Annotated in this window: 23 protein-coding genes; 11 read left to right on the top strand and 12 right to left on the bottom strand. The window is 57.3% G+C overall.

Features of this window, described 5'->3' with window-relative positions; all coding sequences use genetic code 11:
• Window positions 1-66: 66 nt before the first annotated feature.
• A complete protein-coding gene (locus ACR0IU_RS16390) occupies window positions 67-660 on the bottom strand; it encodes an HD domain-containing protein (protein ID WP_480717000.1) in 594 nt (197 codons plus the stop codon).
• A 207-nt stretch (window positions 661-867) separates the two neighbouring features.
• Between ACR0IU_RS16390 and ACR0IU_RS16385 the strand changes: the two genes are divergently transcribed.
• The 3 genes from ACR0IU_RS16385 to ACR0IU_RS16375 all read left to right on the top strand — a co-directional run bounded on the left by ACR0IU_RS16385 (window position 868) and on the right by ACR0IU_RS16375 (window position 3,435).
• Window positions 868-1,182: a hypothetical protein gene (locus tag ACR0IU_RS16385; protein WP_010443015.1), complete on the top strand. Its 315-nt coding sequence runs from the start codon at window positions 868-870 to the stop codon at window positions 1,180-1,182.
• Window positions 1,183-1,283: 101 nt separating this feature from the next.
• Window positions 1,284-2,672, top strand: coding sequence for an adenosylhomocysteinase (ahcY, locus tag ACR0IU_RS16380; RefSeq protein ID WP_480716999.1), 1,389 nt, complete (start codon window positions 1,284-1,286; stop codon window positions 2,670-2,672).
• A 13-nt stretch (window positions 2,673-2,685) separates the two neighbouring features.
• Window positions 2,686-3,435 (top strand): extensin-like domain-containing protein, encoded by a 750-nt coding sequence (locus ACR0IU_RS16375; protein ID WP_480716998.1) that lies wholly within the window; start codon window positions 2,686-2,688, stop codon window positions 3,433-3,435.
• A 4-nt stretch (window positions 3,436-3,439) separates the two neighbouring features.
• Here ACR0IU_RS16375 and ACR0IU_RS16370 read toward each other — a convergent pair whose 3' ends face one another.
• Window positions 3,440-4,087: a DUF899 family protein gene (locus tag ACR0IU_RS16370; RefSeq protein ID WP_480716997.1), complete on the bottom strand. Its 648-nt coding sequence runs from the start codon at window positions 4,085-4,087 to the stop codon at window positions 3,440-3,442.
• Window positions 4,088-4,278: 191 nt separating this feature from the next.
• On the opposite strand from ACR0IU_RS16370, the gene ACR0IU_RS16365 reads away from it, so the two are divergent.
• Entirely contained in the window at window positions 4,279-4,620 is a 342-nt protein-coding gene (locus ACR0IU_RS16365; RefSeq protein WP_170397892.1) for a DUF2853 family protein, read from the top strand.
• 222 nt (window positions 4,621-4,842) lie between these two features.
• Here the strand turns inward: ACR0IU_RS16365 and ACR0IU_RS16360 are convergent, their stop codons facing one another.
• The 4 genes from ACR0IU_RS16360 to tsaD are packed head-to-tail and all read right to left on the bottom strand — an operon-like array spanning window position 4,843 to window position 7,592.
• On the bottom strand, window positions 4,843-5,265 hold the full coding sequence (locus ACR0IU_RS16360) for an EVE domain-containing protein (protein ID WP_480716996.1): 423 nt from the start codon (window positions 5,263-5,265) through the stop codon (window positions 4,843-4,845).
• Entirely contained in the window at window positions 5,265-5,534 is a 270-nt protein-coding gene (locus ACR0IU_RS16355) for a YciI family protein (RefSeq protein WP_480716995.1), read from the bottom strand. The genes ACR0IU_RS16360 and ACR0IU_RS16355 overlap by 1 nt, the downstream gene beginning before the upstream one ends.
• A gap of 1 nt (window position 5,535) precedes the next feature.
• Window positions 5,536-6,498, bottom strand: a complete 963-nt coding sequence (locus ACR0IU_RS16350) for an NAD(P)H-dependent glycerol-3-phosphate dehydrogenase (protein WP_480716994.1) — start codon at window positions 6,496-6,498, stop codon at window positions 5,536-5,538.
• Entirely contained in the window at window positions 6,495-7,592 is a 1,098-nt protein-coding gene (gene tsaD, locus ACR0IU_RS16345) for a tRNA (adenosine(37)-N6)-threonylcarbamoyltransferase complex transferase subunit TsaD (protein ID WP_480716993.1), read from the bottom strand. Before tsaD ends, ACR0IU_RS16350 begins: the two co-directional genes overlap by 4 nt.
• Before the next feature lie 97 nt (window positions 7,593-7,689).
• Between tsaD and ACR0IU_RS16340 the strand changes: the two genes are divergently transcribed.
• From ACR0IU_RS16340 to ACR0IU_RS16330, 3 genes are read left to right on the top strand one after another with little or no spacing between them, the layout of a single operon-like run.
• Window positions 7,690-8,403, top strand: a complete 714-nt coding sequence (locus ACR0IU_RS16340; RefSeq protein ID WP_480716992.1) for a uroporphyrinogen-III synthase — start codon at window positions 7,690-7,692, stop codon at window positions 8,401-8,403.
• 54 nt (window positions 8,404-8,457) lie between these two features.
• Entirely contained in the window at window positions 8,458-9,750 is a 1,293-nt protein-coding gene (locus ACR0IU_RS16335; RefSeq protein WP_480716991.1) for a COG4223 family protein, read from the top strand.
• Between the two features lie 10 nt (window positions 9,751-9,760).
• On the top strand, window positions 9,761-11,248 hold the full coding sequence (locus tag ACR0IU_RS16330) for a heme biosynthesis HemY N-terminal domain-containing protein (RefSeq protein ID WP_480716990.1): 1,488 nt from the start codon (window positions 9,761-9,763) through the stop codon (window positions 11,246-11,248).
• A 199-nt stretch (window positions 11,249-11,447) separates the two neighbouring features.
• Here the strand turns inward: ACR0IU_RS16330 and ACR0IU_RS16325 are convergent, their stop codons facing one another.
• The 4 genes from ACR0IU_RS16325 to ACR0IU_RS16310 all read right to left on the bottom strand — a co-directional run bounded on the left by ACR0IU_RS16325 (window position 11,448) and on the right by ACR0IU_RS16310 (window position 15,670).
• The gene (locus tag ACR0IU_RS16325) at window positions 11,448-12,635 is read right to left on the bottom strand and encodes a CaiB/BaiF CoA transferase family protein (protein ID WP_480716989.1); all 1,188 of its coding nucleotides are present in this window, start codon (window positions 12,633-12,635) and stop codon (window positions 11,448-11,450) included.
• Complete coding sequence (locus tag ACR0IU_RS16320; RefSeq protein ID WP_170471192.1) at window positions 12,625-14,136, bottom strand: tripartite tricarboxylate transporter permease; 1,512 nt, start codon at window positions 14,134-14,136, stop codon at window positions 12,625-12,627. Before ACR0IU_RS16320 ends, ACR0IU_RS16325 begins: the two co-directional genes overlap by 11 nt.
• 1 nt (window position 14,137) lies before the next feature.
• Entirely contained in the window at window positions 14,138-14,620 is a 483-nt protein-coding gene (locus ACR0IU_RS16315) for a tripartite tricarboxylate transporter TctB family protein (protein WP_170471194.1), read from the bottom strand.
• A gap of 69 nt (window positions 14,621-14,689) precedes the next feature.
• Window positions 14,690-15,670 (bottom strand): Bug family tripartite tricarboxylate transporter substrate binding protein, encoded by a 981-nt coding sequence (locus ACR0IU_RS16310; RefSeq protein ID WP_170542439.1) that lies wholly within the window; start codon window positions 15,668-15,670, stop codon window positions 14,690-14,692.
• A gap of 109 nt (window positions 15,671-15,779) precedes the next feature.
• Between ACR0IU_RS16310 and ACR0IU_RS16305 the strand changes: the two genes are divergently transcribed.
• Genes ACR0IU_RS16305 through ACR0IU_RS16295 form a run of 3 tightly spaced genes read left to right on the top strand, consistent with a single transcriptional unit; the run spans window position 15,780 to window position 18,782 of the window.
• On the top strand, window positions 15,780-16,448 hold the full coding sequence (locus tag ACR0IU_RS16305) for a response regulator transcription factor (RefSeq protein WP_480716988.1): 669 nt from the start codon (window positions 15,780-15,782) through the stop codon (window positions 16,446-16,448).
• On the top strand, window positions 16,438-17,805 hold the full coding sequence (locus ACR0IU_RS16300; RefSeq protein ID WP_480716987.1) for a sensor histidine kinase: 1,368 nt from the start codon (window positions 16,438-16,440) through the stop codon (window positions 17,803-17,805). The genes ACR0IU_RS16305 and ACR0IU_RS16300 overlap by 11 nt, the downstream gene beginning before the upstream one ends.
• On the top strand, window positions 17,784-18,782 hold the full coding sequence (locus tag ACR0IU_RS16295; protein WP_480716986.1) for an ABC transporter substrate-binding protein: 999 nt from the start codon (window positions 17,784-17,786) through the stop codon (window positions 18,780-18,782). The genes ACR0IU_RS16300 and ACR0IU_RS16295 overlap by 22 nt, the downstream gene beginning before the upstream one ends.
• 278 nt (window positions 18,783-19,060) lie before the next feature.
• Here ACR0IU_RS16295 and ACR0IU_RS16290 read toward each other — a convergent pair whose 3' ends face one another.
• Both ACR0IU_RS16290 and ACR0IU_RS16285 read right to left on the bottom strand, forming a co-directional pair.
• Window positions 19,061-19,678 carry a response regulator transcription factor gene (locus ACR0IU_RS16290; protein ID WP_480716985.1) on the bottom strand — a complete coding sequence of 206 codons (618 nt, stop codon included), beginning with the start codon at window positions 19,676-19,678 and terminating at the stop codon, window positions 19,061-19,063.
• Complete coding sequence (locus ACR0IU_RS16285) at window positions 19,675-22,065, bottom strand: ATP-binding protein (protein WP_480716984.1); 2,391 nt, start codon at window positions 22,063-22,065, stop codon at window positions 19,675-19,677. The genes ACR0IU_RS16290 and ACR0IU_RS16285 overlap by 4 nt, the downstream gene beginning before the upstream one ends.
• Window positions 22,066-22,309: 244 nt before the next feature.
• On the opposite strand from ACR0IU_RS16285, the gene ACR0IU_RS16280 reads away from it, so the two are divergent.
• On the top strand, window positions 22,310-23,272 hold the full coding sequence (locus ACR0IU_RS16280) for a TAXI family TRAP transporter solute-binding subunit (protein ID WP_010443036.1): 963 nt from the start codon (window positions 22,310-22,312) through the stop codon (window positions 23,270-23,272).
• Window positions 23,273-23,279 lie beyond the last annotated feature (7 nt).

Below are 23,279 nucleotides of genomic sequence, written 5' to 3'. Positions count from 1 at the left end.
GTGCCCGGCTATAGTCTTGTTTTGATGGCAAATTAGCACAGGCCGCAACTCCGATCTATCGGTGACTTAGAGGCTGTCCAGCAACTCCTGATGCCGTTTGGTATATGCTTCTCTTACCTCGATGGGAGGGCGCAGCTTGATCTGCAGCCCCTCCAGAATTGGCTTGTCGGGGCGGCCGAAGAATTTTGTCGCCTCAGTATCTGAAAAGCCCGCGATTTGTGTCGCTTCCATCCAGGCGCTGATCTTGTCGGCTTTTTTGATCTGGCGCTTCACCCTTTGCGGCACCGCGGCAGGCAACCCGAAACGGATATGGATTGCAGCTGCCAACCGGTCGTCCAGCGCGCCATAATCCGGGCCGACCGCAGATTTGACCGGGGAAATCATGTCTCCGATCACATATTCGGGCGCGTCGTGTAACAGTGCGGCTAATCGCCATATTGTTGGTGCATTTGGTGCGATGCGGCCAAAAAGCTGTTCCACCAGCAAGGAATGTTCGGCCACGGAATAGGCGAAATCCCCGTTGGTCTGACCGTTCCAACGTGCTACAAAGGCGAGCCCGTGGGCGATATCTTCGATTTCGATATCCACCGGTGTCGGGTCCAGCAAATCCAGCCGCCGTCCCGACAGCATTCTTTGCCACGCTCTGGGTTGTGTTGCCATTTTGCCATGCCTTGTGAACTAGGACACGTTTAATCCGTGTTCTTATGCTATGATGTACCTGTCTGGATCACATGCTGCCAACAGTTTCTTGAGCATTCGTGCTTTGAACCGGTGCGATACGATCCCGACATTAAGGACTGAGGGGGGTGCAGACTCCTCCCAGTTGCGCCCCTCTCGAAGCGAAACTCGTATCGAAAGGAGCTTGTTATGTTCAAGCGTTTATTTGCTACCGCCCTCGCCTTTGGAATGGCTGCAACTGCACCGCCTGCGTTTGCACAAAATTGTGCAGAACGCGAGCACGTGATTACCAAACTGCAAGACAGTTATGCCGAAGAATTAGCCTTTGGTGGTCTTCAGAAGTCGCGTGGCGCACAGTCGGTCATGGAGGTTTGGACCTCGAAGGAAACAGGAAGCTATACCGTCCTGGTGACCCAAGCAAACGGCATCAGTTGCATTGTCGCCGTTGGCACGGATTTTTTTGAAGCGATCCCAAAGATCAAAGTTGAGGGTACGCCAAGCTGATATTTTCAGTGTCAGGAATTAACCCCGGCCACCTGCGTTGCCACCTGCCCCAATGAATGCTAGGGCAGCCCGGATCAAGATTTACCGGAGTGGAGCACCTAATGGCCGGGGACTATATCGTCAAAGACATTTCGTTGGCCGGGTTTGGCCGCAAAGAGCTGGATATCGCCGAAACGGAGATGCCAGGCCTGATGGCCCTGCGCGCAGAATATGGTGAAAGCAAACCGCTGAGTGGTGCCCGGATCGTGGGTTCGCTGCACATGACCATTCAGACCGCAGTTCTGATCGAAACGCTAGTTGCGCTTGGCGCCGATGTGCGCTGGGCATCGTGCAATATCTTTTCAACGCAGGATCACGCGGCCGCTGCAATTGCAGAGGCCGGCATCCCGGTCTTCGCGATCAAAGGCCAGACGCTGGAAGAGCATTGGGATTACCTGGACAAATCCTTCCTGTTCGAAGATGGCCCGAACATGATCCTCGACGATGGTGGCGACGCCACGCTGTATATCCTGCTGGGCGCACGCGCCGAGGCAGGTGAGGACATCATCCCAGTTCCGGGTTCGGAAGAGGAAGAAGTGATTAAGAAGCAGATCGCCAAGCGCATGGCCGCTTCTCCTGGCTGGTTCACCAAAATGCGCGACCAAATCCAAGGCGTGTCCGAGGAAACCACCACCGGTGTGAACCGCCTGTATCAGCTGGTAAAAGATGGCCACCTGCCATTCCCGGCGATCAACGTGAACGACTCGGTCACCAAGTCGAAATTCGACAACAAATATGGCTGTAAAGAGTCGCTGGTCGACGGTATCCGCCGCGCCACCGATACCATGATGGCCGGTAAGGTTGCTGTCGTCTGTGGCTATGGCGACGTGGGCAAAGGCTCGGCGGCTTCGCTGCGTGGCGCAGGCGCCCGTGTGAAGGTCACCGAAGTCGACCCGATCTGTGCCCTGCAGGCTGCAATGGACGGGTTTGAAGTTACCCTGCTGGAAGACGAAGTCGCCAGCGCGGATATCTTCATCACCACCACCGGCAACAAAGACGTGATCCGCATCGAGCATATGCGCGCGATGAAGGACATGGCGATCGTTGGCAACATCGGTCACTTCGACAACGAAATTCAGGTCGCCAGCCTGAAGAACCACAAATGGACCAACATCAAGGAACAGGTGGACATGATCGAGATGCCCTCGGGCAACCGCATCATCCTGTTGTCCGAAGGCCGCCTGCTGAACCTCGGCAACGCCACAGGGCACCCCTCGTTCGTGATGTCGGCCTCATTCACCAACCAGGTTCTGGCGCAGATTGAGCTGTTCACCAAAGGCGACCAGTACAAAAACGAGGTTTACATCCTGCCCAAACATCTGGACGAAAAGGTTGCCCGTCTTCATCTGGACCGGATCGGCGTGAAGCTGACCCAGATGGATAGCGATCAGGCGGCCTATATCGGGGTGAAACCCGAAGGCCCCTACAAGCCGGAACACTACCGCTACTAAGTGCGAAAGACGCATGACCAAGCCTTCCAGACGCCGCCGAATCCTGCTTTCGGCGGCGTCTTTTCTTTTTGGCCTCTTAACGCTGTTGATCGTGTTGGTCGGAGGCGTTTGGTGGCTGCTTGCCCATCCCAACACCCCTGTGTCCCCGTACTGGAACCCGCTGCGTGAGCTGACCGTGACTGCGCTGGTGACTCCAGTTACAGCCTATCAACTGAACCGAGCGCTGGCGGATGACGTCATGTGCCGCGCCGCTCTGGCTGAGGCTGGGGTACAGTTTGAACCGATGGAAGATCTGGTCGTGGACGAGAACTGTGGGATTGCGGGGCGGGGCCGATTGACCAACTTGGTGAAAGCACGGATCGCGGCGATTGAGACCCGGTGCGCCACCACCTTACGGCTTGCCATGTGGGAACATCATGTGGTGCAGCCTGCTGCAGAGAAGGTGTTAGGTACCGCAGTCAGCCGATTGCGCCAGATTGGCAGCTATAATTGCCGCCGGATGCGCACCGCGCAAGGACAAGACAATGGTTGGAGCAGCCACGCCACTGCGGACGCGATCGATATCGTCGGGCTGGACCTCTCGGACGGGCGCAGCTTGAACCTGCTGTCTGACTGGGGCACCGACGGCCCTGAGGCCGATTTCCTGCGTCAGATCGGGCGCGGGGCTTGCGATTGGTTCCGCGTGGTCCTTGGCCCTGACTACAACCGCTTGCATGCCGATCACTTTCACCTGCAGGGGCCTGGCTGGGGCTACTGCCGATAGTACCTCAGCGCAATGAAGGAATGAAATCTCCGCGGCCCTGTGGTGTGAAATCCAGTACATTCCACAAAGGCCAAGCTGCATCCACATGCCGGGGATGCCAGTCGCTGGGTTCAAAGAACAGCTCGGAACTCCAGAAGTGATGAACGCCATCCGGGAGGCGCTGAAAGACATTCAGGATAGGAAGCTGATCGCCCCCTTCGGTCTGGGCCAGATAGTCGCTCTGGTAATTCGTCCCCAGTGCAGAATAGAGCGGCAGCGCATTCCAACTCATCTCATCCTTGAGCGCCGAGAGTTTTTCAGGCGTGTTCTGCGCCACCACGGCAACCGAGGCTTTCTGTATCAGATGGTGGATCTGAGAGTTCAGTCCATCCAGAAACGCTGAACACATTGGGCAGGGGCGTTCCGCATTAGGTCCGTACATCAGCGAATAGATGATCAGCGTGTCCTTATCACCAAACAGCGAAGACAACGGCGCATCCTCGCCTGCCAGATCTCGGAACGCATAATCACCGGGGATTTTGCCCCCGGTTGGAAGAGAGCGGCGCAAGGCCGCGACCTCTTCAACCTTGGCTCTCAGGTCTCGCTCGGCAGAAAGGAGTGCGTTACGTGCGGATCGGTATTCAGTGGTTTCATTGGGCAGGGAAACGGGCATGAGGACCTCCGGGAATCATAATTAACAAAAATGTTAAATAATAAACCTGGAAAAATCAAATCGCGCAACCCCGCAAAGTTCAGCCTAGGGGGAAACCTTGTGATTTTTCCCTTTTGGGAATTTCGCCGACAAGGCTAGTCTCTTGCGCATCGGTAAAAACTTCCGTGACAATGGATTAAGGAGACTGGGACATGGGCAAACGCGACGAATTGATCGCCAAATACGCTGAAGATCTGAAAGGCAAATGCGGGATGGACCCCGATATGGACCTGCTGACCAAGGTCACCATCGGTTGCGGCCCGGCGATCTATGACGCGGATGCGTCGACAGTGGCAGCCAGCCAGGAAGGTGAGCTTGAGACCGTCAAGAACAACTTCCTGATCAAAAAGCTGGGCCTGTCTGACGGCCCTGAACTGATGGAGGGGATCAACAAGGCCATGGAAACCTATGGCATGTCCGAGCGCAACAAATATCGCGCCGTGGTCTATTACATGCTGACCAAGCATTTCGGCAAGGAATCGGTCTATAGCTGATCTAGCCTAAAGCCAGCTTAGCACCCGTCGGTCCTGCCGGCGGGTGTTCTGTATTTGAATGAAACTCTAAATACTTGGCGTTTGAAGCGAGGTTCTGAAATCGGCTAAGGTCAGGTCATGACCAGGACGGTCAGAACCAACAGATTTCCGTATGCGTGTGGTGAGTTTGGGAGCACGCGGGGTAGGGAAGGTTCTGCATCCGTCAGGGCCTTCCCTTTTTATTCAATCTGCTTCGGTCTGACCTAGTCCGCAGATCACCTGCCATTCTGCATCGCTGACCGGCTGTACAGACAGGCGCGAGTTCTTGACCAGAACCATTTCAGCCAGACGTTCATCTGCCTTGATCTGATCCAGCGTAACAGGGGTGGAGAATGGCCGGACGGCCTTGATATCCACGCATTCCCAGCGCTCATCATCGGTGGTGCTGTCGGGATGGGCCTCGGCGCAGACCTCGACAATGCCAACAATCGCCTTGTCCTTCTGCGAGTGGTAGAAGAACCCCCGATCACCGATCTGCATCTGACGCATGAAATTACGGGCCTGATAATTGCGGACCCCGTCCCATTCCTCGCCTGCATCCCCTTTGGCGACTTGCTGATCCCAGCTCCAGGTCGAGGGTTCGGATTTGAACAGCCAATACGCCATCAGCCGATCACCTTTTTCCACGGGATCAACTCGACCGAGTCGAACAGCCCGGCCAGCGCATAGGGATCATTTGCGGCCCAGGCCTCAGCTGCGGCCAGGTCATCGACATCCAGAATGACCAGCGATCCGATCATCGTATCGCCTTCCAGCAACGGCCCGGCCTGCGCCACCACACCAGTGTCATCGATATAGGCCAAATGTGCCGCGCGGTTGTCCAGCCGGGTTTGCAGGGCTCCGGCTTTGTCACGGGCGATCAGGGCGATGAGCATATTATTCCTCCTTGAGTGGGCGACCCAGCAGCGCCTGAATCGCGTCGGTGACACTGTATGCACCGCTGCTGAGTTTCGCCACCGTTGCACTGATCGGCATATCCAGCCCTTCACTTGCGGCGATCTCAGACATGGCCAGCGCGGTGGCGACGCCTTCGACGGTTGTTGTGCTGTCAAACGGCCTGTTTTGACCCAAACACAGCCCAAAACGATAATTTCGCGACAGTTCGGACGAGCAGGTCAATACCAGATCGCCCAACCCTGACAGCCCCATAAGCGTATCCGATTGGGCCCCGCGCAACGCGGCAAAGCGCTGCATCTCGGCAAATCCGCGCGTGATCAACGCAGCGCGGGCGCTATCGCCAAGGCCTGCACCAATGGCCGCGCCGCAACCGATAGCCATCACATTCTTTAGCGCGCCACCCAACTCGGCCCCGATGGTATCGGCGGTTCGATAAAGGCGCAGATTGGCAGTTGTCAGCTCTTGCTGAAGCGCCTCGCCCAGTTCGGCATCAGCACAAGCCAGCGTTAGCGCCGTGGGCAGACCGCGCGCGATGTCGTCGGCAAAGCTAGGACCGGTTAGCAGGGCCGGTTGTGCGTCCGGCACAATTTGACGGATGACGGCGACAGGACCCAGACCCGTTGACAGTTCGATCCCCTTACAACAGGCAACCAGAACCTTCCCGCTCAGTCGCGCTGCGTGAAGGTTCAGGGCATCACGCAGTTTTTGCATTGGCACGGCAAGCAGCAGTACGTCGGACCGCACCGCCTGTTCAATCTCGGCGGTCACCGTGATGTTGGCAGGCAGCGTGACGCCCGGCAGGCGATCGACATTCTCGCGTGATTGCTGCATTTGCTTTGCCTGATCGGGATTCCGCGACCAAAGCGTAACGGGACCATTTCCCGCCAATGATATGGCCAAAGCGGATCCAAAGGCGCCTGATCCAAGAACTGAAACGCTCATGCCTTGGCTCCTTTCTTGCCGCTGCCAAGCATCGCTGGGCTGGTTTGATCCAAGGGCCAGCGGGGTCGGGCCGTCAGGTCTAAGCCATCCCGCGCACCGGTGCGAAATCGCTCAATTCCTGCATAGGCAATCATGGCGGCATTGTCGGTGCACAAAGCCATGGGCGGGGCGATAAATCGGGCGCCCATTTCCGCAGAAACAGTCTCTAACGCAGCCCGAATGGCGGTATTTGCAGCGACCCCACCGGCAACGGCAATAACCGGTTCCGACGGAGAAGCCTCAAGATACAGCGCAATCGCGCGGCGGGTTTTCTCGGCCAGAGTATCGACGATAGCCTGCTGAAATCCGGCACACAGATCGGCGCGATCCTGTCGGGTCAGCCCCCCCTTCTCGGCTACGATCTGATCCCGCATCCGCATCAGCGCGGTTTTGAGCCCCGAAAAAGACAGGTCACATCCGGGCCGATCCAGCAGCGGCCGGGGAAAGCGGAAACGTTTGGGATCGCCCGTACGGGCTTCGACCTCGACCGAGGGGCCGCCGGGCTGCGGCAGGCCCAGCAGACGGGCGGTCTTGTCGAAGGCTTCTCCGGGGGCATCATCGATTGTGCCACCCAACCGGGTGAATTGCTCGGGACCATGCGCGATCAGATATTGGCAGTGACCACCCGACACCAGCAGCATCAGGTAGGGAAAGGCAATCCCGTCGGTCAGGCGTGGCGTCAGCGCGTGCCCGGCCAGATGGTTCACCCCGATCAGCGGCAGCCCGGTCGCCGCACTCAGACCCTTTGCGCACATCACACCGGACATCACGCCGCCAATCAGACCTGGCCCGGCGGTAACGGCGATTGCATCCAGAACATCTAAGCCCATATCGGCCTGTTTTAGAGCCTGTTTAATGCAAATATCCAGCTTCTCGGCATGCGCGCGCGCTGCGATCTCGGGCACAACACCGCCATAGGCGCTGTGCAACTCGGTCTGGCCATGTACCACGGATGACAGGATCTCGGCCCGCGCGCCTGCGCCCTGCCGCACCACGGCGGCGGCGGTATCGTCGCAGCTGCTTTCCAGTCCGAGGACGGTAAGTGTTTGCACCATAGGCCTGATCCGTTGCATCATGATTGCCAAGCGGGGTATCACCCCGCGCGGATGCAAACAATCCCAAGGCCGAAGGCGCCGACCGTTGTATTTGTTGATGACCCGCCCTCGCGCCGCCTCGGACAGGTTCGTTGCGCAACTGCCGAATTACATTCGGTCGCAAATTGCGGTTATCCATTCACCCTTGTTAAAGATCGAACCGCTGACGGTCGCGGTTCAGGCCGCTGAGTCCGCTGGGCTGATCTTTTCCTCGGCAAATGGCGTGAACGCTGCCGACTTGTTGAATGTAGATCGCAGACCGCCCGCCTATTGCGTAGGTCCGGCGACCACGCAGGCCGCGCAGGACGCGGGTTGGGACGCGCAGATGCTGGGTGCAACGGCCGAAGAACTGGTGGCCAATCTGCTGAAACTCAAGCCACGCAGCCCACTGCTTCATCTGCGCGGAGAACACAGCCGTGGCAACGTGGCCGAGCGCTTGACTGAATCTGGACTGACCACCCGAGAGCAGCCGATCTATCGGCAACAGCTTTTGCCGCTGAGTGATGAGGCGTCACAGGCCGCAGAGGGCAACCAGCCCATCATCGCCCCGCTATTTTCGCCCCGCACAGCGCGACAATTTGCCGACGATTGGAACGGATCTGCACCTTTGTGGCTGGCCGCGATCAGCGAGGCCACTGCGGAACCCCTTAAAACACTGCGCTTTGAACGGCTGAAGATCGCGGATGAACCGACCCCGGACAAAATGCAGAAAGCCGTGAAAAAACTCGTGAAACACGTGATGCGGGTTGAGGGCGCGCCGGGTGCAGATTAACTTGGGTTAGTCTGTTGTTCATGTGTTTTGGGAATCGATAAGGGGATTAACGCGGTGGCTGATAAGAAGAAACCCGATCAGGAACCGGTCGAAGACCCCAGCGTCGAAGAGGTGGCAGAGGCCACCGAGACCAAAAGTGATGCCGTCTCGGATGAGAAATCCATTGACGCGAAGGATGCTGCGGACGAGATGACTTCCGAAGCCGAAGCCGAAGCCGAAGCCGAAGCCGAAGCCGAAGCCGAAGCCGAAGCCGAAGCCGAAGCCGAAGCCGAAGCCGAAGCCGAAGCCGAAGCCGAAGCCGAAGCCGAAGCCGCTTCTGAGCTTGTCGAAGAAGTTGCACCAGCAGAAGAGAAAGTAATCGAACGCACCGTCGAAAAGCGTGGCGGTTTCGTTCCAGCGCTGCTGGGTGGCGTTGTTGCCGCTGGAATTGGGTTTGCCGTGGGTAGTGGAGGGTTTTTGTCCAGTGGGGCAGATAGCTCGGATGCAATTGCCGCGCTCGAATCGAAGTTGGCGGAACAATCCGATCAGATTGCGCAACTGACCAAATCTCTGGCTGACGGGCCGGATGTGTCGGGCCTGTCGGATCAGATCAAGGCTTTGTCAGACAAGCTATCGCCGGTTGAAAGTGATCTGAACTCAATAAAGACCAGTGTCGAAGGCCTGACTGGCAAGGTCGATCCGCTAGGGGAACGCCTGACCGCGCTTGAGAAACAACCGCTTGAGGCAAATGTTTCGCCCGAGGCCACAGCCGCATTCGAAGCAGAGTTGAAAAAACTGCAGGATTCCCTGGCCGCGCAGCGCAGCGAAGTGGAAAAGATGGTCTCAGACGCGCAGGCGCTTGAGGCGAAGGCCTCAGCCGAGGCACGCGCCGCGACCAATGCTGCAATCCTGTCGCGTCTGCATGGCCAGTTGGATGCCGGTCAGCCATATGAAGAACTGGTTGCTGAGCTGAAAGCCGGGGGTGTCGACGTGCCGGATGCCTTGGCTGCGTCAGCGACGGACGGGGTTGAGACGCTCTCAGCCTTGCGCTCGTCGTTTGCCCCTGCGGCGCGCACGGCGCTTGCCGATGCGCGCGACGCGAACAAAGGCACCGGGCTGGTTGCCTTCCTGCAGCGCCAAACCGGCGCGCGGTCGGTGACGCCGCAAGAAGGGGACGACCCGGACGCAGTCCTGTCGCGCGCTCAGGCGGCGTTGGCGGATGGTGATGTCTCAAAGGCGCTGACCGAACTGAAATCACTGCCCGAAGCGGCGCAGACCGCATTGGCGGACTGGGAGCAGGCGGCGCAGACGCGGGTCTCAGCCGTCGAGGCCGCAAATACGCTTGCTTCAAGCCTGAACTCGAACTGAAGGACCTGCCATGCTGTGGTCATTGTTAAAGATCCTTGTTTTTGTTGCGATTATCGGCCTGCTGGCCATGGGTGCAGGGTTCCTGATGGAATCATCCGGCGGGGTGCAGATCACCGTCGCGGGCACGGAATACACGCTTGGTCCGCTGCAATCGGTGATCGCGCTGGGCGTGCTGGTGTTTGCAGTCTGGTTGTTCTTCAAACTGCTGACGCTGCTGATCGCGACGTTGAAATTCCTCAACGGTGATGAAACCGCCCTGTCGCGGTATTTCGACCGCAGTCGGGAAAAGCGCGGATATAAGGCACTGGCGGATGGGTTGATGGCGCTGGCCTCGGGTGAAGGGCGCGTGGCGATGACCAAGGCCAACAAGGCCGAGAAGCTGCTGAACAAGCCGGAATTGACCAATCTTCTAGTGGCGCAGGCCGCTGAGATGACTGGCGATACCAAGAAGGCGTCAGAGACCTACAAGAAGCTGGTCACCAACAACGCCACACGATTTGTCGGCGTGCGCGGGATCATGAAGCAGAAACTGGCTGAAGGTGACGATGAAACCGCACGCAAGCTGGCCGAGAAGGCTCTGGCCTTGAAGCCCCGGCACGAAGAGACGCAGGATGTGCTGTTGAACCTGCAGACCAAGGCGCAGGATTGGGCTGGGGCGCGGTCCACGCTGACGTCAAAGCTGAAGGCCGGGTATCTGCCGCGCGATGTGTTCAAGCGGCGCGACGCGGTCTTGGCCTTGTCCGAGGCCAAGGTGCTGCTGGATGATACGGCAACCGTCGAACAGCAAGAACACGCGATTGAGGCGAACCGCCTGTCGCCCGATCTGGTTCCGGCAGCTGCTATGGCCGCGCGGGCCTATATCAAAAAGGGCAAACCGCGCGCGGCTACCAAAATTATCAAAAAGGCATGGGAGGTTCAGCCTCATCCCGATCTGGCCCATGCCTTTGCCGAGATTGCGCCGGATGAAACGCCCGATCAACGCGTCAAGCGGTTCACGGCGCTGACCCGGATTCACCCGGAGAACATGGAGACCCGCCTGATCCTGGCCGAGCTCAACATCGTTGCCGAAGACTTCCCCGAAGCGCGCCGCGCGCTGGGCGATGTGGTTGAAAAGCAGGGGGATGCCAGGGCCTATACGCTGATGGCTGCGATTGAACGGGGAGAGGGTGCCTCGGACGCAGTGGTTCAGGGTTGGCTGGCCAAGGCGTTGAACGCACCGCGCGGGCCGCAATGGGTCTGCGACAATTGCCACGATATTCAGCCTGAATGGGGTCCAGTCTGCCAGAACTGCGGCAGCTTCGACACGCTCAGTTGGCAGACACCGCAGACGCCTGAAATCGCCAGTGCGACGGGTGTGCACATGTTGCCGCTGATCGTCGGAGCGCTTGAGGATCAATCGGAAGCCGAGGAAGAACCAGAAGTCGACGAGCCAGAGTCGGAAGAGGTGATTGAAGTAAACGCCGAGCCCGTTGAAATCGAGCAAGAGAAACGGGCCTAATGGTTCGATACTTCGTTAGGGCTGTTCATTAGCATGGTTTGAGCTGTAATCAGGCGTGGTGGGTTCTTTGCTATCACGTACCATCAGTCATTTCTGCGACGCCAACAGCCCCAACCAGGCTTTCAATCGTTTGGCAACTCAGCCGATCGGCACGGGTTCCATAGTAATACAGGCCGTCTACCCCAATCGGTCACGTCATTCATATGATCCCTTCTTGTTTTAGTGCGTCGATCTCTGCGTCAGATAAGCCAAGCTCGGACCAGATCGCAGCGTTATCGGCACCAAGGGTAGGCGGGGCAGCTTGGGGAGTTCTCCGCTCACCGTCCATGACTATCGGACTGCCTGCGAGGCGCATGTTTTCACCGTGAGCTGACAGGCTCGCTATCAATCCCCTCCCATCCAGTTGTTTGTCTGACAAAGTCTCAGGCACTGTAAAAACTTGCCCCGTCGGTACACCGAGCGCATTCAATTCGCGAACCCAATCTGCGGCCGGACGGGCGGTCAACACACTTTCGAGTTCTTGCCGAAGGGCATGCCGGTTTTGTTTGCGGTCCTCACGGGTCTGATAGTTGGGATGGGTCAGCAAATCGTCTCGGTTTAGATGCTTTGCCAGGGCCTGCCATTGCTCATCCCGATTGGCCGCGATGTTGATCGGACCGTCGGACGTGGCGAAGGTACCGGACGGGGCCGAGGTGGTGTTTTCGTTGCCATGGGCACCCGGCAGCACGCCCCCCAAGAGATAGTTCGACACGACCCAACCCATTGTCGAGACAACGGCCTCGGTCATCGCGACGTCCAGAAATGTGCCGCGTGGATTGGCGTTCAAGGCCGCGCTGATGGCAAAGGCTGCGGTCAATCCGCCCACAGTATCTGCCAGAGGATAGCCGACCCGGTAAGGTGCCGTATCTGGGGCGCCCGTGATCGACATGACACCGCTGATACCCTGAACAATCTGGTCATAGGCGGGATCGTCACGCCTCGGTCCATCCTGACCGAATCCGCTGATCGCGCAATAGATCAGGTTGGGATTTTCGTTGCGCAGAACTTCATAACCCAACCCCAGTCGATCCATGACACCTGGGCGAAAATTCTCAACCAGAACGTCGGCGGTCTGAACCAGCCTTTTGAGTAGCGCCTTCCCCTGCTCGGCCTTCATGTCCAGCGTAACAGACTTTTTATCGGCGTTTTGAGCTAGAAAGCTAATGCCCATTCCGGCCTTGTTGCGTTCAGGATCCGCGCCCAGCACTCGGGCCAGGTCCCCGCTGCCGGGGCGTTCAACTTTGATGACTTCGGCGCCCATCAGGGCAAGTTGATAGCAACAATAGGGGCCCGCAAGAACATTGGTCAGGTCAAGGACGCGGACCCCTGAGAGTGGCTCAGTCGCCATCGGCGATCCCGGCTGCCCGTGCCCGTGCTCTGCGGGCGCGGTAGCTGGGCAGTAGCACCAACAGCACAGCGACGACCAGTAGCGCCAGCGTCATCGGGCGCTCCCAGATAAATCCGATACCATCGTAAAGCTGCATGGAGCGTGCGAAATTGTCCTCCATCATTCCACCAAGGATAAAGCCAATCAGCAGGGGAGCGAGTGGATAATCCGCGAACTTAAGAGCCGTCGCGCAGACCCCGAAACCGACCAGTATCAACAGTTCTGTGGCGTTGTTCTGGCCGATATATGCACCCATCAAGGTGAAGAACAGAATGAACGGGATCAGATAGTTGCGCGGAACGGCCAGCACTTTGGCGATGTAGGGGATCAGTGGCAGGTTCAGGATCAGCAGGACGAGGTTACCGATGAACATCGACATTATTACCGCCCAGAAGATCTGCGGCTCGTCGATCATCAAACGCGGGCCGGGTGTGACGTTCAGCGCGATTAGCGCGCCTAGCAGAATCGCGGTGGTGCCCGATCCGGGAATGCCCAATGTCAGCAGCGGCACAAACGAACCGGTACAGGCCGCGTTGTTTGCCGCCTCAGGTGCCGCAAGCCCTTTAATAGAGCCTTTTCCAAACTCTTCCTGCTCATTTTTTGGCGCGATGTTGCGCTCGACCGCATAGCCAAGGAAGCTCGCAATAGTCGCGCCCGCGCCCGGCAGGACCCCGATGAAAAAGCCCTGAGTCGATTGGCGTCCAATAACCGGCGCGATGGCTTTTGCCTCGTCTTTGGTGATGCGCAGATCTTTGATTTCACCATCATCGCCTTGCAGATTCTTGGGCTTGAGGACGAGGAAAAGCGCCTCGGGCAAGGCAAACATTGCCATGGCCAGCGTGATGAAGCCAAAGCCGGATTGCAGGTCCATGATGCCCATAGTGAAGCGCGGCAGGTTGAACAGCGCACCCTCGCCAACGGTGGCCATGATCAGGCCGAGAATGGTCATGATCAGCGCCTTTGCCACCTGACCCGAACCGGCAAATGCCGCAATGGCTGACAAGCCAACGACCATCAGCGCAAAATATTCGGCGGAATGAAACAACAGCGCGACGGAAGACAGCGCCGGGGCGAATACCATCAATAAGATTGCCCCGATCGTACCTCCTGCGAAACTTGCGATCGCAGCAATGGTCAGCGCTTTACCGGCTTTGCCTTGTCGCGCCATAGGATAGCCATCAAAGCTTGACGCCACTGTGCCCGCGACCCCCGGCGCGTTCAGCAGGATGGATGAAGTTGAGCCACCGAAAATCGCGCCATAGTAGACGCCCGCGAGAAGGATCAGAGCAGCGGATGGATCTCCCATCGAAATTGCGACCGGGATCATGATCGCGATGATCGACATTGGCCCTAGCCCGGGCAACATGCCGATGAATGTACCGATCAGGCACCCCGCGATGACCATCAATAGGTTTTGAAGCGAAAAGGCCGTTTGCAGACCGATCAGAAGTCCTTCAAGCATGTCAGCCTCCGAAAACGCCGGGCAGTGGGCGCATGTAAATTCCAAGAACTTCCTGAACCAGATACCAGACCGATCCGGTTGCGATCAGGGCCACAGGCACCATGATATGCCACTTACGTTCACCCAGAATGTACGAGCCGATAATCAAAAAGCCCGATGTCGCGATCAGAAATCCGACGGGGCGCAGACACAGGGCGTAGACGACCATCAGAACCAGCAGTGAAATCGCTTGCCCAAGGTGGTATTCGCCAAGGCGGCGGTAGTCGATATCCGCCTCTTTTATTTCACTTTTCTCAAAGCCCAGAAGGATGATTGTGCAAGCGATTATCCCCAGTATGGACAGGACCTTGGGGAAGGTGCTGGGCCATATCGGGTTCCTTTGCATGAAAGGGGGCAGGCTGCCGTCCATCGTGAACCAGGCTGCATAGCCATAGGTTAGACAAATCCCCAGCAGAACAAGCGCGATCCAGCGATCCAGCGCCATGGTGTCCCCTCCCGTATTATTGTTGTGAGTTTGGGGGCAGAGCGGAGGACCGCTCTGCCGAAGCCGCCTTTAGAGGAAGCCCAGTTTCTTCATCAGATCGCTGATCTGCTTTTCTTGATCTTCAAGGAAAGCAGAGAAGTCGTCGCCCGAGTTGTGGATGTTCACCCAACCGTTGCGCGCGCGTACTTCTTCCCATTCAGGTGTATCATACATTTTTGTGATGGCGTCCTGATAGGCGGCCAGCTTGTCTTCGGGCAGTCCGGGTGCCGCAAAGAAACCACGCCAGTTGACGAAGGTGGTGTCGATACCCTGTTCCTTCATCGTCTGGGCGTCGGGTGCCGCGTCTACGCGCTCCTCAGAGGTAACGCCGATGATTTTCACCTCACCCTGATTGGCCAGATCGACAGCTTCCGAGAAGCCAGTCGACAAGGCTGCGATTTCGCCAGACAGCAGTGCCGCCATGGCCTTACCGCCTGCATCGTAAGGGATGTATTTGACGCCCAGCGCATCTTTGCCGGCTGCTTCCATCACCATGGCTGCCACCAGATGGTCCATGCCGCCCGGAACCGAGCCGCCGCCAATTGCCGTGGCACCTGGATCGGCGTCATAGGCTGCAAGCAGGTCTGCCATAGAGTTGATCGGGCTGTCCTTGCCAACAACGATTGCCGCATAGTCACCGATGGTGCCCGACACCAAAGTCAGGTCGCGGAAGTTATGCGGGAACACGCCCGTCAGAGACCGGATCACGATAGGCGTCGAATTGACCATCAGCGTTCCGTGGTTGCTTTCGGCATTTTCGATCAAATAGCCGATGGCTTTACCGCCACCGCCGCCTGACATGTTTTCATAGGATGCCGTGCCCACAAGACCTGCATTGGTCAGGGCTTCGCCAGTTCCGCGTGCGGTTCCGTCCCAACCGCCGCCGGCGCCACCGGGGATCAGAAAGTGGATGCTGTCCACGACCTGGTCTTGCGCCAATGCAGGTCCGGTTAGACCAACGGCAGCAACGGCTGCGATCAGGGCACGACGGCCCAGTTTGAATGTTGTCATGATGTCCTCCCATTTGACATCCGGCCGCGGGGCGGCTCAGATTATTCTGAAGTTTAACCACACGAACCTGACATCAACCTGTCACGCGTTAGGAAGCACCCCAGCCCTCATGAAATTCCTTCTGGTCGAAGATAACCTGGATCTTGCAAATGCGATGTGTGCGCGCATGCGCCTGGATGGTCATGTCGTTGATCATGCAGAGAAATTGGACGATGCAACGGCTTATGCTGAGATCGAGGAATATGATCTGATCCTGCTGGATATCATGCTGCCCGATGGAGATGGCCGGGACTTTTTGCAGCGTCATCGGGTCCGTGATCCGGATACGCCAGTTATCGTTTTGACCGCTCGCAGTCAGGTTTCGGATCGAATCGGATCGCTCGATTTGGGGGCGGATGACTATGTGACCAAGCCCTTTGATCACGCCGAGCTAGAAGCCCGTTGCCGGGCAGTTTTGCGGCGCAAATCAGGGATTGCCAAATCAAGGATCGAGGTCGGCGGGATCGTGTTTGACCCTGTCGCAGGCCATTTGAGCGTGCGGGGAGAAACGATATCCTTGCGCAATCGCGAGCTGCGGATGATGGAGCTGTTCATAAACGCGCCAGGTCAGGTTTTTTCGAAACAGAAGCTGGCCGACAGGTTGTTTTCTTACGACGACAACATCTCGGACAACGCGATTGAGGTCTATGTGGGTCGACTGCGCAAGCACCTTGAGAAATCCGAACTGAAAATCACCACGTTGCGCGGGCTGGGCTACAGGCTGGACCATGACGGTTAGTCCGGCTGTCTATGGATCGCTCAGAAACCGGCTTGTGCTGGCGCTGATCAGCGGCGCGGCATTATTGGCCGTTCTACTGTTCTTCGCGGTCCGAAATTATGCAGCGCAAGTGGCCCAGCAGGGGCAGGACAACATCCTCGGCGCGTCGGCGGCCTCGATCCTGGATGCAGCTGCGCTGCGTGATGGGCAGCTCGAGATCGATATTCCCTATGCCGCGTTTTCTATGCTGGCGACCCCGTCGGATGACCGAGTGTTCTATGCAATCTATCAGGATGGTGCATTCATATCGGGCTATGACGATCTTCAGCTTGCCCAAGATACGAGGGATGGCAACTGGACCTTCAATGCGGGTGAGCTTCGGGGTGAGCGCGTTCGGCAGGTCAACGCCAGCCGCACATTGGTCGGTCTGGGCCGTCAGACCGAAATCGAGGTCGCGCTTGCGCAGACGCAGGATGCACTGGCCGAAACGTTGGATCAGATCTCGCGCAATGCGGCCTTTCTGGGGATCGGCTTTTTTGTGCTGACCGCGGCATTGTCTTTTTGGGTTACAACAGCAACCATCGGACAGTTAAACAAGCTAACCACCTCGGTGACCCGTCGCGGACCGCAGGACCTGAGCCCGTTCCGAAAACCGGTGCCCAAGGAAATGGCACCTCTGGTGTCTTCGCTGAATTCCCTGATGGGGCGGCTGGATCAGTCTCTCAGCCAATCGGAAGATTTCATCGCAGAGGCGGCGCACCGGGTGCGTACTCCGTTGGCGACTGTCCGGTCCTATGCCGAGGCGACCTTGCAACGCGTCGAACGCAAGGAAAATCGCGAAGCTTTGCGTGCGATGGTGCGGGCTATTGACGAAAGCTCTCGGGCGGCAGGGCAACTTCTGGATCATGCCATGATCACATTCCGGGCCGATCATCTGGAACGCGAAGACCTCGATCTTGTTGCTTTGACCCATGAACTTGTGCAGCGCCTGACGCCCATCGCCGAAATGAAAGACCTTTCGTTGTCTCTGACGGGTGATGCTTCGGTTCAGTATTCAGGTGATCCGATCCTGTTGCAGAACGCCGTGCGTAACATGGTCGACAACGCTCTGAAATACGCACCCCCCGACAGCACCGTTGAAATCAACGTGACGGCAACGCCTCAGATCCAGATCAGCGTCAAAGATTCTGGCCCGGGGTTTCCACCTGATGAGATTGACACGTTGACCCGCAGGTTTGAGAGAGGCCAGAACGCCACAGGGACCATTGGTTCGGGCTTGGGGCTGACCATTGTACAGGACGTGGCAACAGCCCACGGCGGCACGCTGGTTCTGACCAATCAATTAGAGGGCGGCGCGTGCGTTATTTTATCGCTCTGATATTTTTGCTGCTTCCGCATGTTGGAACCGCGGACGACTGGGAAGATCGCCGGTTGTTCAACGATGGCGCGGAGGGCACGCCCTTGCGTGTCATATCGAGCACCGACACCGTTCTGTTCGCACCGTTCATCGAAGAGTTTGTTGCAAGAAACCCTCAGATTAGTGTCGAATATTTGGTGTCAGGGACTGCCGATATCTACGAGCGCGTTCGAGCAACACCAGATGCATTTGACGTTGTCATCTCAAGTGCCATGGACCTGCAATTGAAACTCGCCAATGACGGGTTTGCACTGCCTCTGGACGGTATGCCCATTCCTGCTTGGGCGCAGTGGCACGACAGTCTGTTTGCCTTTACCTCCGAGCCCGCCACCATTGTGGTCAACCGCGCAGCTTTCGAAGGCCAAACCATCCCGCAAACGCGTCAGGGCCTGATCGAAGCGCTGCGAGAACGGCCCGAGGTGTTTCGAGGCAAGGTTGGAACTTATGACGTACGACAATCCGGGCTGGGCTATCTGTTCGCCACGCAGGATGCGCGTGCGTCGGAAACCTATTGGCGCCTGATGGAGGTGATGGGCGGTCTGGGCGTCCGGCTATATTGCTGCTCCGGCGATATGATCCGCGATCTGGCCGACGGGAAAGTTCTGGTCGCCTATAACGTGCTGGGCAGCTACGCGGCGGCTCAGACTGAAGGTGAGGGTGCTCTTGAAATCATATTGCCGTCTGATTTCCAGACTACGATGATGAGAACGGTCATGGTTTCTAAGGCGACACTAAAACCTGAGGTTGCCGAAGCATTTGTGCGTTATCTGATTAACGGTACGGCACAAAGTCCTGAGCGTTCGCCTCTGCCGGTCTTGTCTGCATCCGCCGATAGCGAACAGGAGGCAATCGGACTAAACCCTGCGCTGCTGACCTATCTGGACGTATTGAAACGCAGAAAGTTTATCTCGGCCTGGGAAAACGCTGTTATCCAATAGTGATGCAGGGGCCGATTGTACCAATCGGGTCCGTTTGCCAATGTTGCCGTCGCATTGGGCGGGCCGGTATCGAAAATGCCAATATGATCTGCAAGACGCAATTCGCAAGCCAAACAGCATCTGCCTTTCGACTTTTGCCGACCTCGCAGGATAACGCATCTAAGCACAGGCGCTCGATGAGTAATTGCTACACATCCGCAGAGGATGCCTAGGACCAAGGCTCAGTATTACTGCTGCGCCAAATCAAGTTGTGGGCGTGTACGTCGTAACGCTTACGATCAGTGCATCTGCCCAAATAACTCATACAGCTCGATGGTCGTTTTCACACCAACCTTCTGTTGGATGCGTCCCCGATGAATTTCCACCGTGCGAGGGCTTATTCCCAGTGCAGTGGCAATCTCTTTGCTAGATGTCCGCGAGGGGTGGGTCAGAATATGCTGCAGCACCTGTTCCTCGCGCTCGGTCAAAAGTCTGCGCTTATCTGCAAGCATCCGACGCCTTGTTTTATCGGTGCGTAGTTTTGTGCCAAGATCGAAAGCGGCCTGTATTCGTTCAACCAGCACCTGCAGGTCGAAAGGTTTCTCCAGAAAGTCAATTGCGCCTGCCTTTGTGGCGCGGACCGATTCCGGAATGCCCCCATGGCCTGAGATGAATATGACCGGGAGGGTCGAGTCGCGCCGGTTCAGATGATCCTGCAGTTCCAGCCCGTCCATCCCCGGCATTCCGTAATCAAGGATCAGGCATCCTTTTGCATCTTCATGCACTTGGTTCAGAAAGGCCTGTGCATCCGGAAAGTGTTCGACCTGCATCCCACGTTTGCTGAGGGAGCGCGACAGGGCGATACGCACATCTTCGTCGTCATCGACGATGTATACAACCTGCGGATCAAAGATCATTCCTGATTTTCCTCGGATAAGTCACTGCGGCGCAGGGTGAAACAAAAGCATGCGCCTGTTGTTTCGGTGGGTTCATACCAAATCGTTCCGCCATTGGCTTTGACAATGGTTCTGCAAATGGACAGGCCCAGGCCCATTCCGTCGGTCTTTTGCGTGTCGAATGTATTGAACAAAGTGACATCATCACTGACGCCGGGACCGTTGTCCTGCACATGGACTTCGACCATTTCATCTGTGGTTCGGGTCATAATGTTGATCTGGCCTTTCGCGACCGGATCACGCGCCAGAGCATCAATTGCATTGCGCAGCAGATTGACCAGCACCTGCGCGATCTGTGTCCGGTTTCCGATCACCGGGGGAAGGCCGGATTCCTCAAAATGCAACTTGATCTCATGCAGTTTCGCCTCGGCCTCCATCAGACTGACGGTTTGCCGGATCAGCCCGCTCAGCTCAAACGGGGTTTGACGTCCGCGATCCTTTCGCACCACTTCGCGCAGGGCGCGGATGATGTCGCCTGCGCGGCGAGACTGGCGGTCGATATCCGAAAGGATCTCGGTTAGTTCAGGATCGGGATCGCCGATTTCATCCAACGTGATCTTCGCAGCGTCAACGTTATATGAGATCGCGCTAAGTGGCTGGTTCAGCTCATGCGCCAGCCCGGATGCCATCTCACCCATCAAGTTGACCCTCGCCACATGGGACAGATCGCGGCTAAGGCGGCCGGCCTCATCCTCGGCCTGCTTCCGATCACTCACATCATCGATAATGGCAACTGCGTGATCGGGTATGCCACTTTCATCGCGGATCAGGATTGCGTTGACCCGCAGCCAGATCGGTGATCCGTTTTTGCGGATAAACTGGCTCTCTATTATGAACTCGGAATCCTGCAGCAGGGTTTCGCGGAACTTGACCGCAATCTGATGACCGTCTTCGGGCAGAATGTCGGCCAGCGTCATCTTCTCCAGTTCTTCCGGCTTATACCCCATGATGTCGCAAAGCTGTTCGTTGGTCCGTAGAAACCGCCCCGTCTCGGGCGAGATCTGGGCCATCCCCCGCGAGGCCAGATCGAAGGTGCGGCCATAGGCGGTTTCGAATCGTTGACGTTGTTTGACCTCTTGCGTCAGAGCCACGCCGGTATCTTCCAGCTCACGATAAGGGCTGTGCAAACCTTCTTCGGGCGTGATCTCTCCACTGAACAGTTGCTGGCTCTGACTGGCAAAGGTGCGCACCGGGGCATAGATCCGGTCGGCCATGGCAAGCCCGATTGCGCCGGTCAGAATGGCGATGGCCAGCGCGATCCAGACGCCTTGTGTCCGGTTCTTCTTGATCTCGCCAATAAAGTTGTCCTCGGCCGCATAAAGGCCGATTAGCCAACGCAGCCCCGGCTCGGACACCTCGATCAGCATCGCCACATAGTCTTGACCGTTTAGCTGGAAATCCGTGTGGACAGGACCCTCAGTGTCGCTTAGATCGGTTTGCACCACATCTCCGAACGCCATTTGCGCGATGGGGTCCGCGATCTGATCCACCCGGGTCAACTCGGGCGCTTCCATATGGGCTTCCTGCCGGATCAATACGAGCGTTGGGTGTGCCAGAACCGCACCATCTTCGTTCAGAACCAGCGCGGCGCCGCGTCGTTCAGACCAGATATCCAGCAGGAATCCCGACAGGGCGTCGATCTGGATGTCGACACCCAAAATGGCGCGGATGTTTCCATCCTCGTCCAAGATCGGCACGCTATAGGTGATCCCCGGCTGGCGCGTCGTGAAGAAGATATAGGGTTCTGTCCAGATCGGCGCTTTGGTCTCAGAGACCATTCGGTACCAAGGCCTACTGCGCGCCTCATAGGTATCGGTGTCGGTGGCCGCCGTCTCAAGCAGAGTAAACTGATCGTTGCGCCATTTGAAATCGGCGGGATGCTCGGTAGTGCCATCAAGAAATGGCGGAACGTACTTGGTGCGATAGCGCCCGGCCTCTTCTGCGCGCATCACATAGACAAACCTGCCCGTCTCATCGGCCAGATACATCCCAGCAAGCTGTGGTGCGACCTGAAGCTGCTGGAAGAAATGGCTTTCCAAAACCGTGGCATCGCTGATGTCCAGAACGTCATTTTCGGCAAGACGCCTCGTAGCATCTAATGCTTGCCGGGCTGGGTTCAGGAAACTTTTGACCTGCCCGATGACGTTGACGCTAACCTCGTTCAGAGAATTGCGCGATTGCCGCAAAAGCGCGTTTTCCGAGCTGACAAAGGTCGACAGGATGACGGAAAGGATCGCGAGAAACTGCAACCCACCCAGGCACAATGCAAGCGTTGCACGCAGCGACCTGCGCCTGCGCGCGGGTTCGGCATGATCTGGACGAAGTTCTTGATGTCCTGCGTGGTCCAAATTCTGTCCAAACGACCTTATACAAGTATCGGTACCCAAGACGCGACCTGCGGCCGATTACCCTCATTCCCCTATCTTCGAATCCAAGCCTATACGTAATCAACCGTATAGACACCTGCTGTTTGGTTTCGCTTTCCTCTTATTCATCGGGGGGCCTGATTCCAGTGCGATTTTTTTGTGTTGTGTTCTGAAAGGTTTCAGGCACCCCAACAGATTAAAAAAGACTGACAACAGGAGTGTCAAAGTGTTCAAGAAATCCTCAATCACCGCATTTGCCGCGGCGGCCCTGATGGCACCAGCGGCATATGCAGAAGAGTTTATCACGATCGGAACTGGCGGCGTTACGGGTGTATATTACCCGACGGGTGGCGCGATCTGCCGTCTGGTCAACAAGGGCCGGAAAGAGCACGGGGTCCGGTGTTCGGTGGAGTCGACTGGGGGGTCGGTTTACAACATCAACACCATTCGCGAAGGCGAGCTTGAGTTTGGTGTGGCGCAGTCGGACTGGCAGTACCACGCGTATAACGGCAGCTCGAAATTCGAAGAAGCCGGCCCGTTTGAGAACCTGCGTGCCGTGTTCTCGGTACACCCAGAGCCGTTCACGGTTGTGGCGCGTGCCGACGCAGGTATCTCGAATTTCGAAGACCTGAAGGGCAAGCGGGTCAATATCGGCAACCCCGGTTCCGGTCAGCGCGGCACCATGGAAGTTCTGCTGGGTGAGATGGGTTGGACCACCGACGATTTTGAACTGGCGACCGAACTGAAAGCGGCTGAGCAGTCTGCTGCTCTGTGTGATAACCAGATTGACGCGATGGTTTACACCGTGGGTCACCCCTCGGGTTCGATCCAGGAAGCAACCACCGCGTGCGACTCGGTTCTGGTGAATGTCAGTGGCGATGCGGTTGACAAGCTGGTGGGTGACAACTCGTTCTACCGTACCGCTACCATCCCCGGTGGTATGTACCGTGGTTCGGACGGCGACACATCGACCTTTGGTGTAGGCGCGACCTTCGTGACCTCGGCAGACGTTTCCGAAGATGCGGTTTATGCGGTTGTCAGCTCAGTCTTCGAGAACTTCGATGACTTTAAAAAGCTGCACCCGGCATTTGCCAACCTGAAACCGGAAGAGATGATTGCGGATGGCCTGTCCGCACCGCTGCATCCAGGTGCAGAGAAGTACTATAAAGAAAAAGGCTGGATTCAGTAACCAGACC

It is taken from the genome of Ruegeria sp. CL5 (assembly GCF_056536485.1).
Note: the sequence above shows the minus strand (reverse complement) of the source record. Positions and strands in the feature narration are given on the sequence as shown.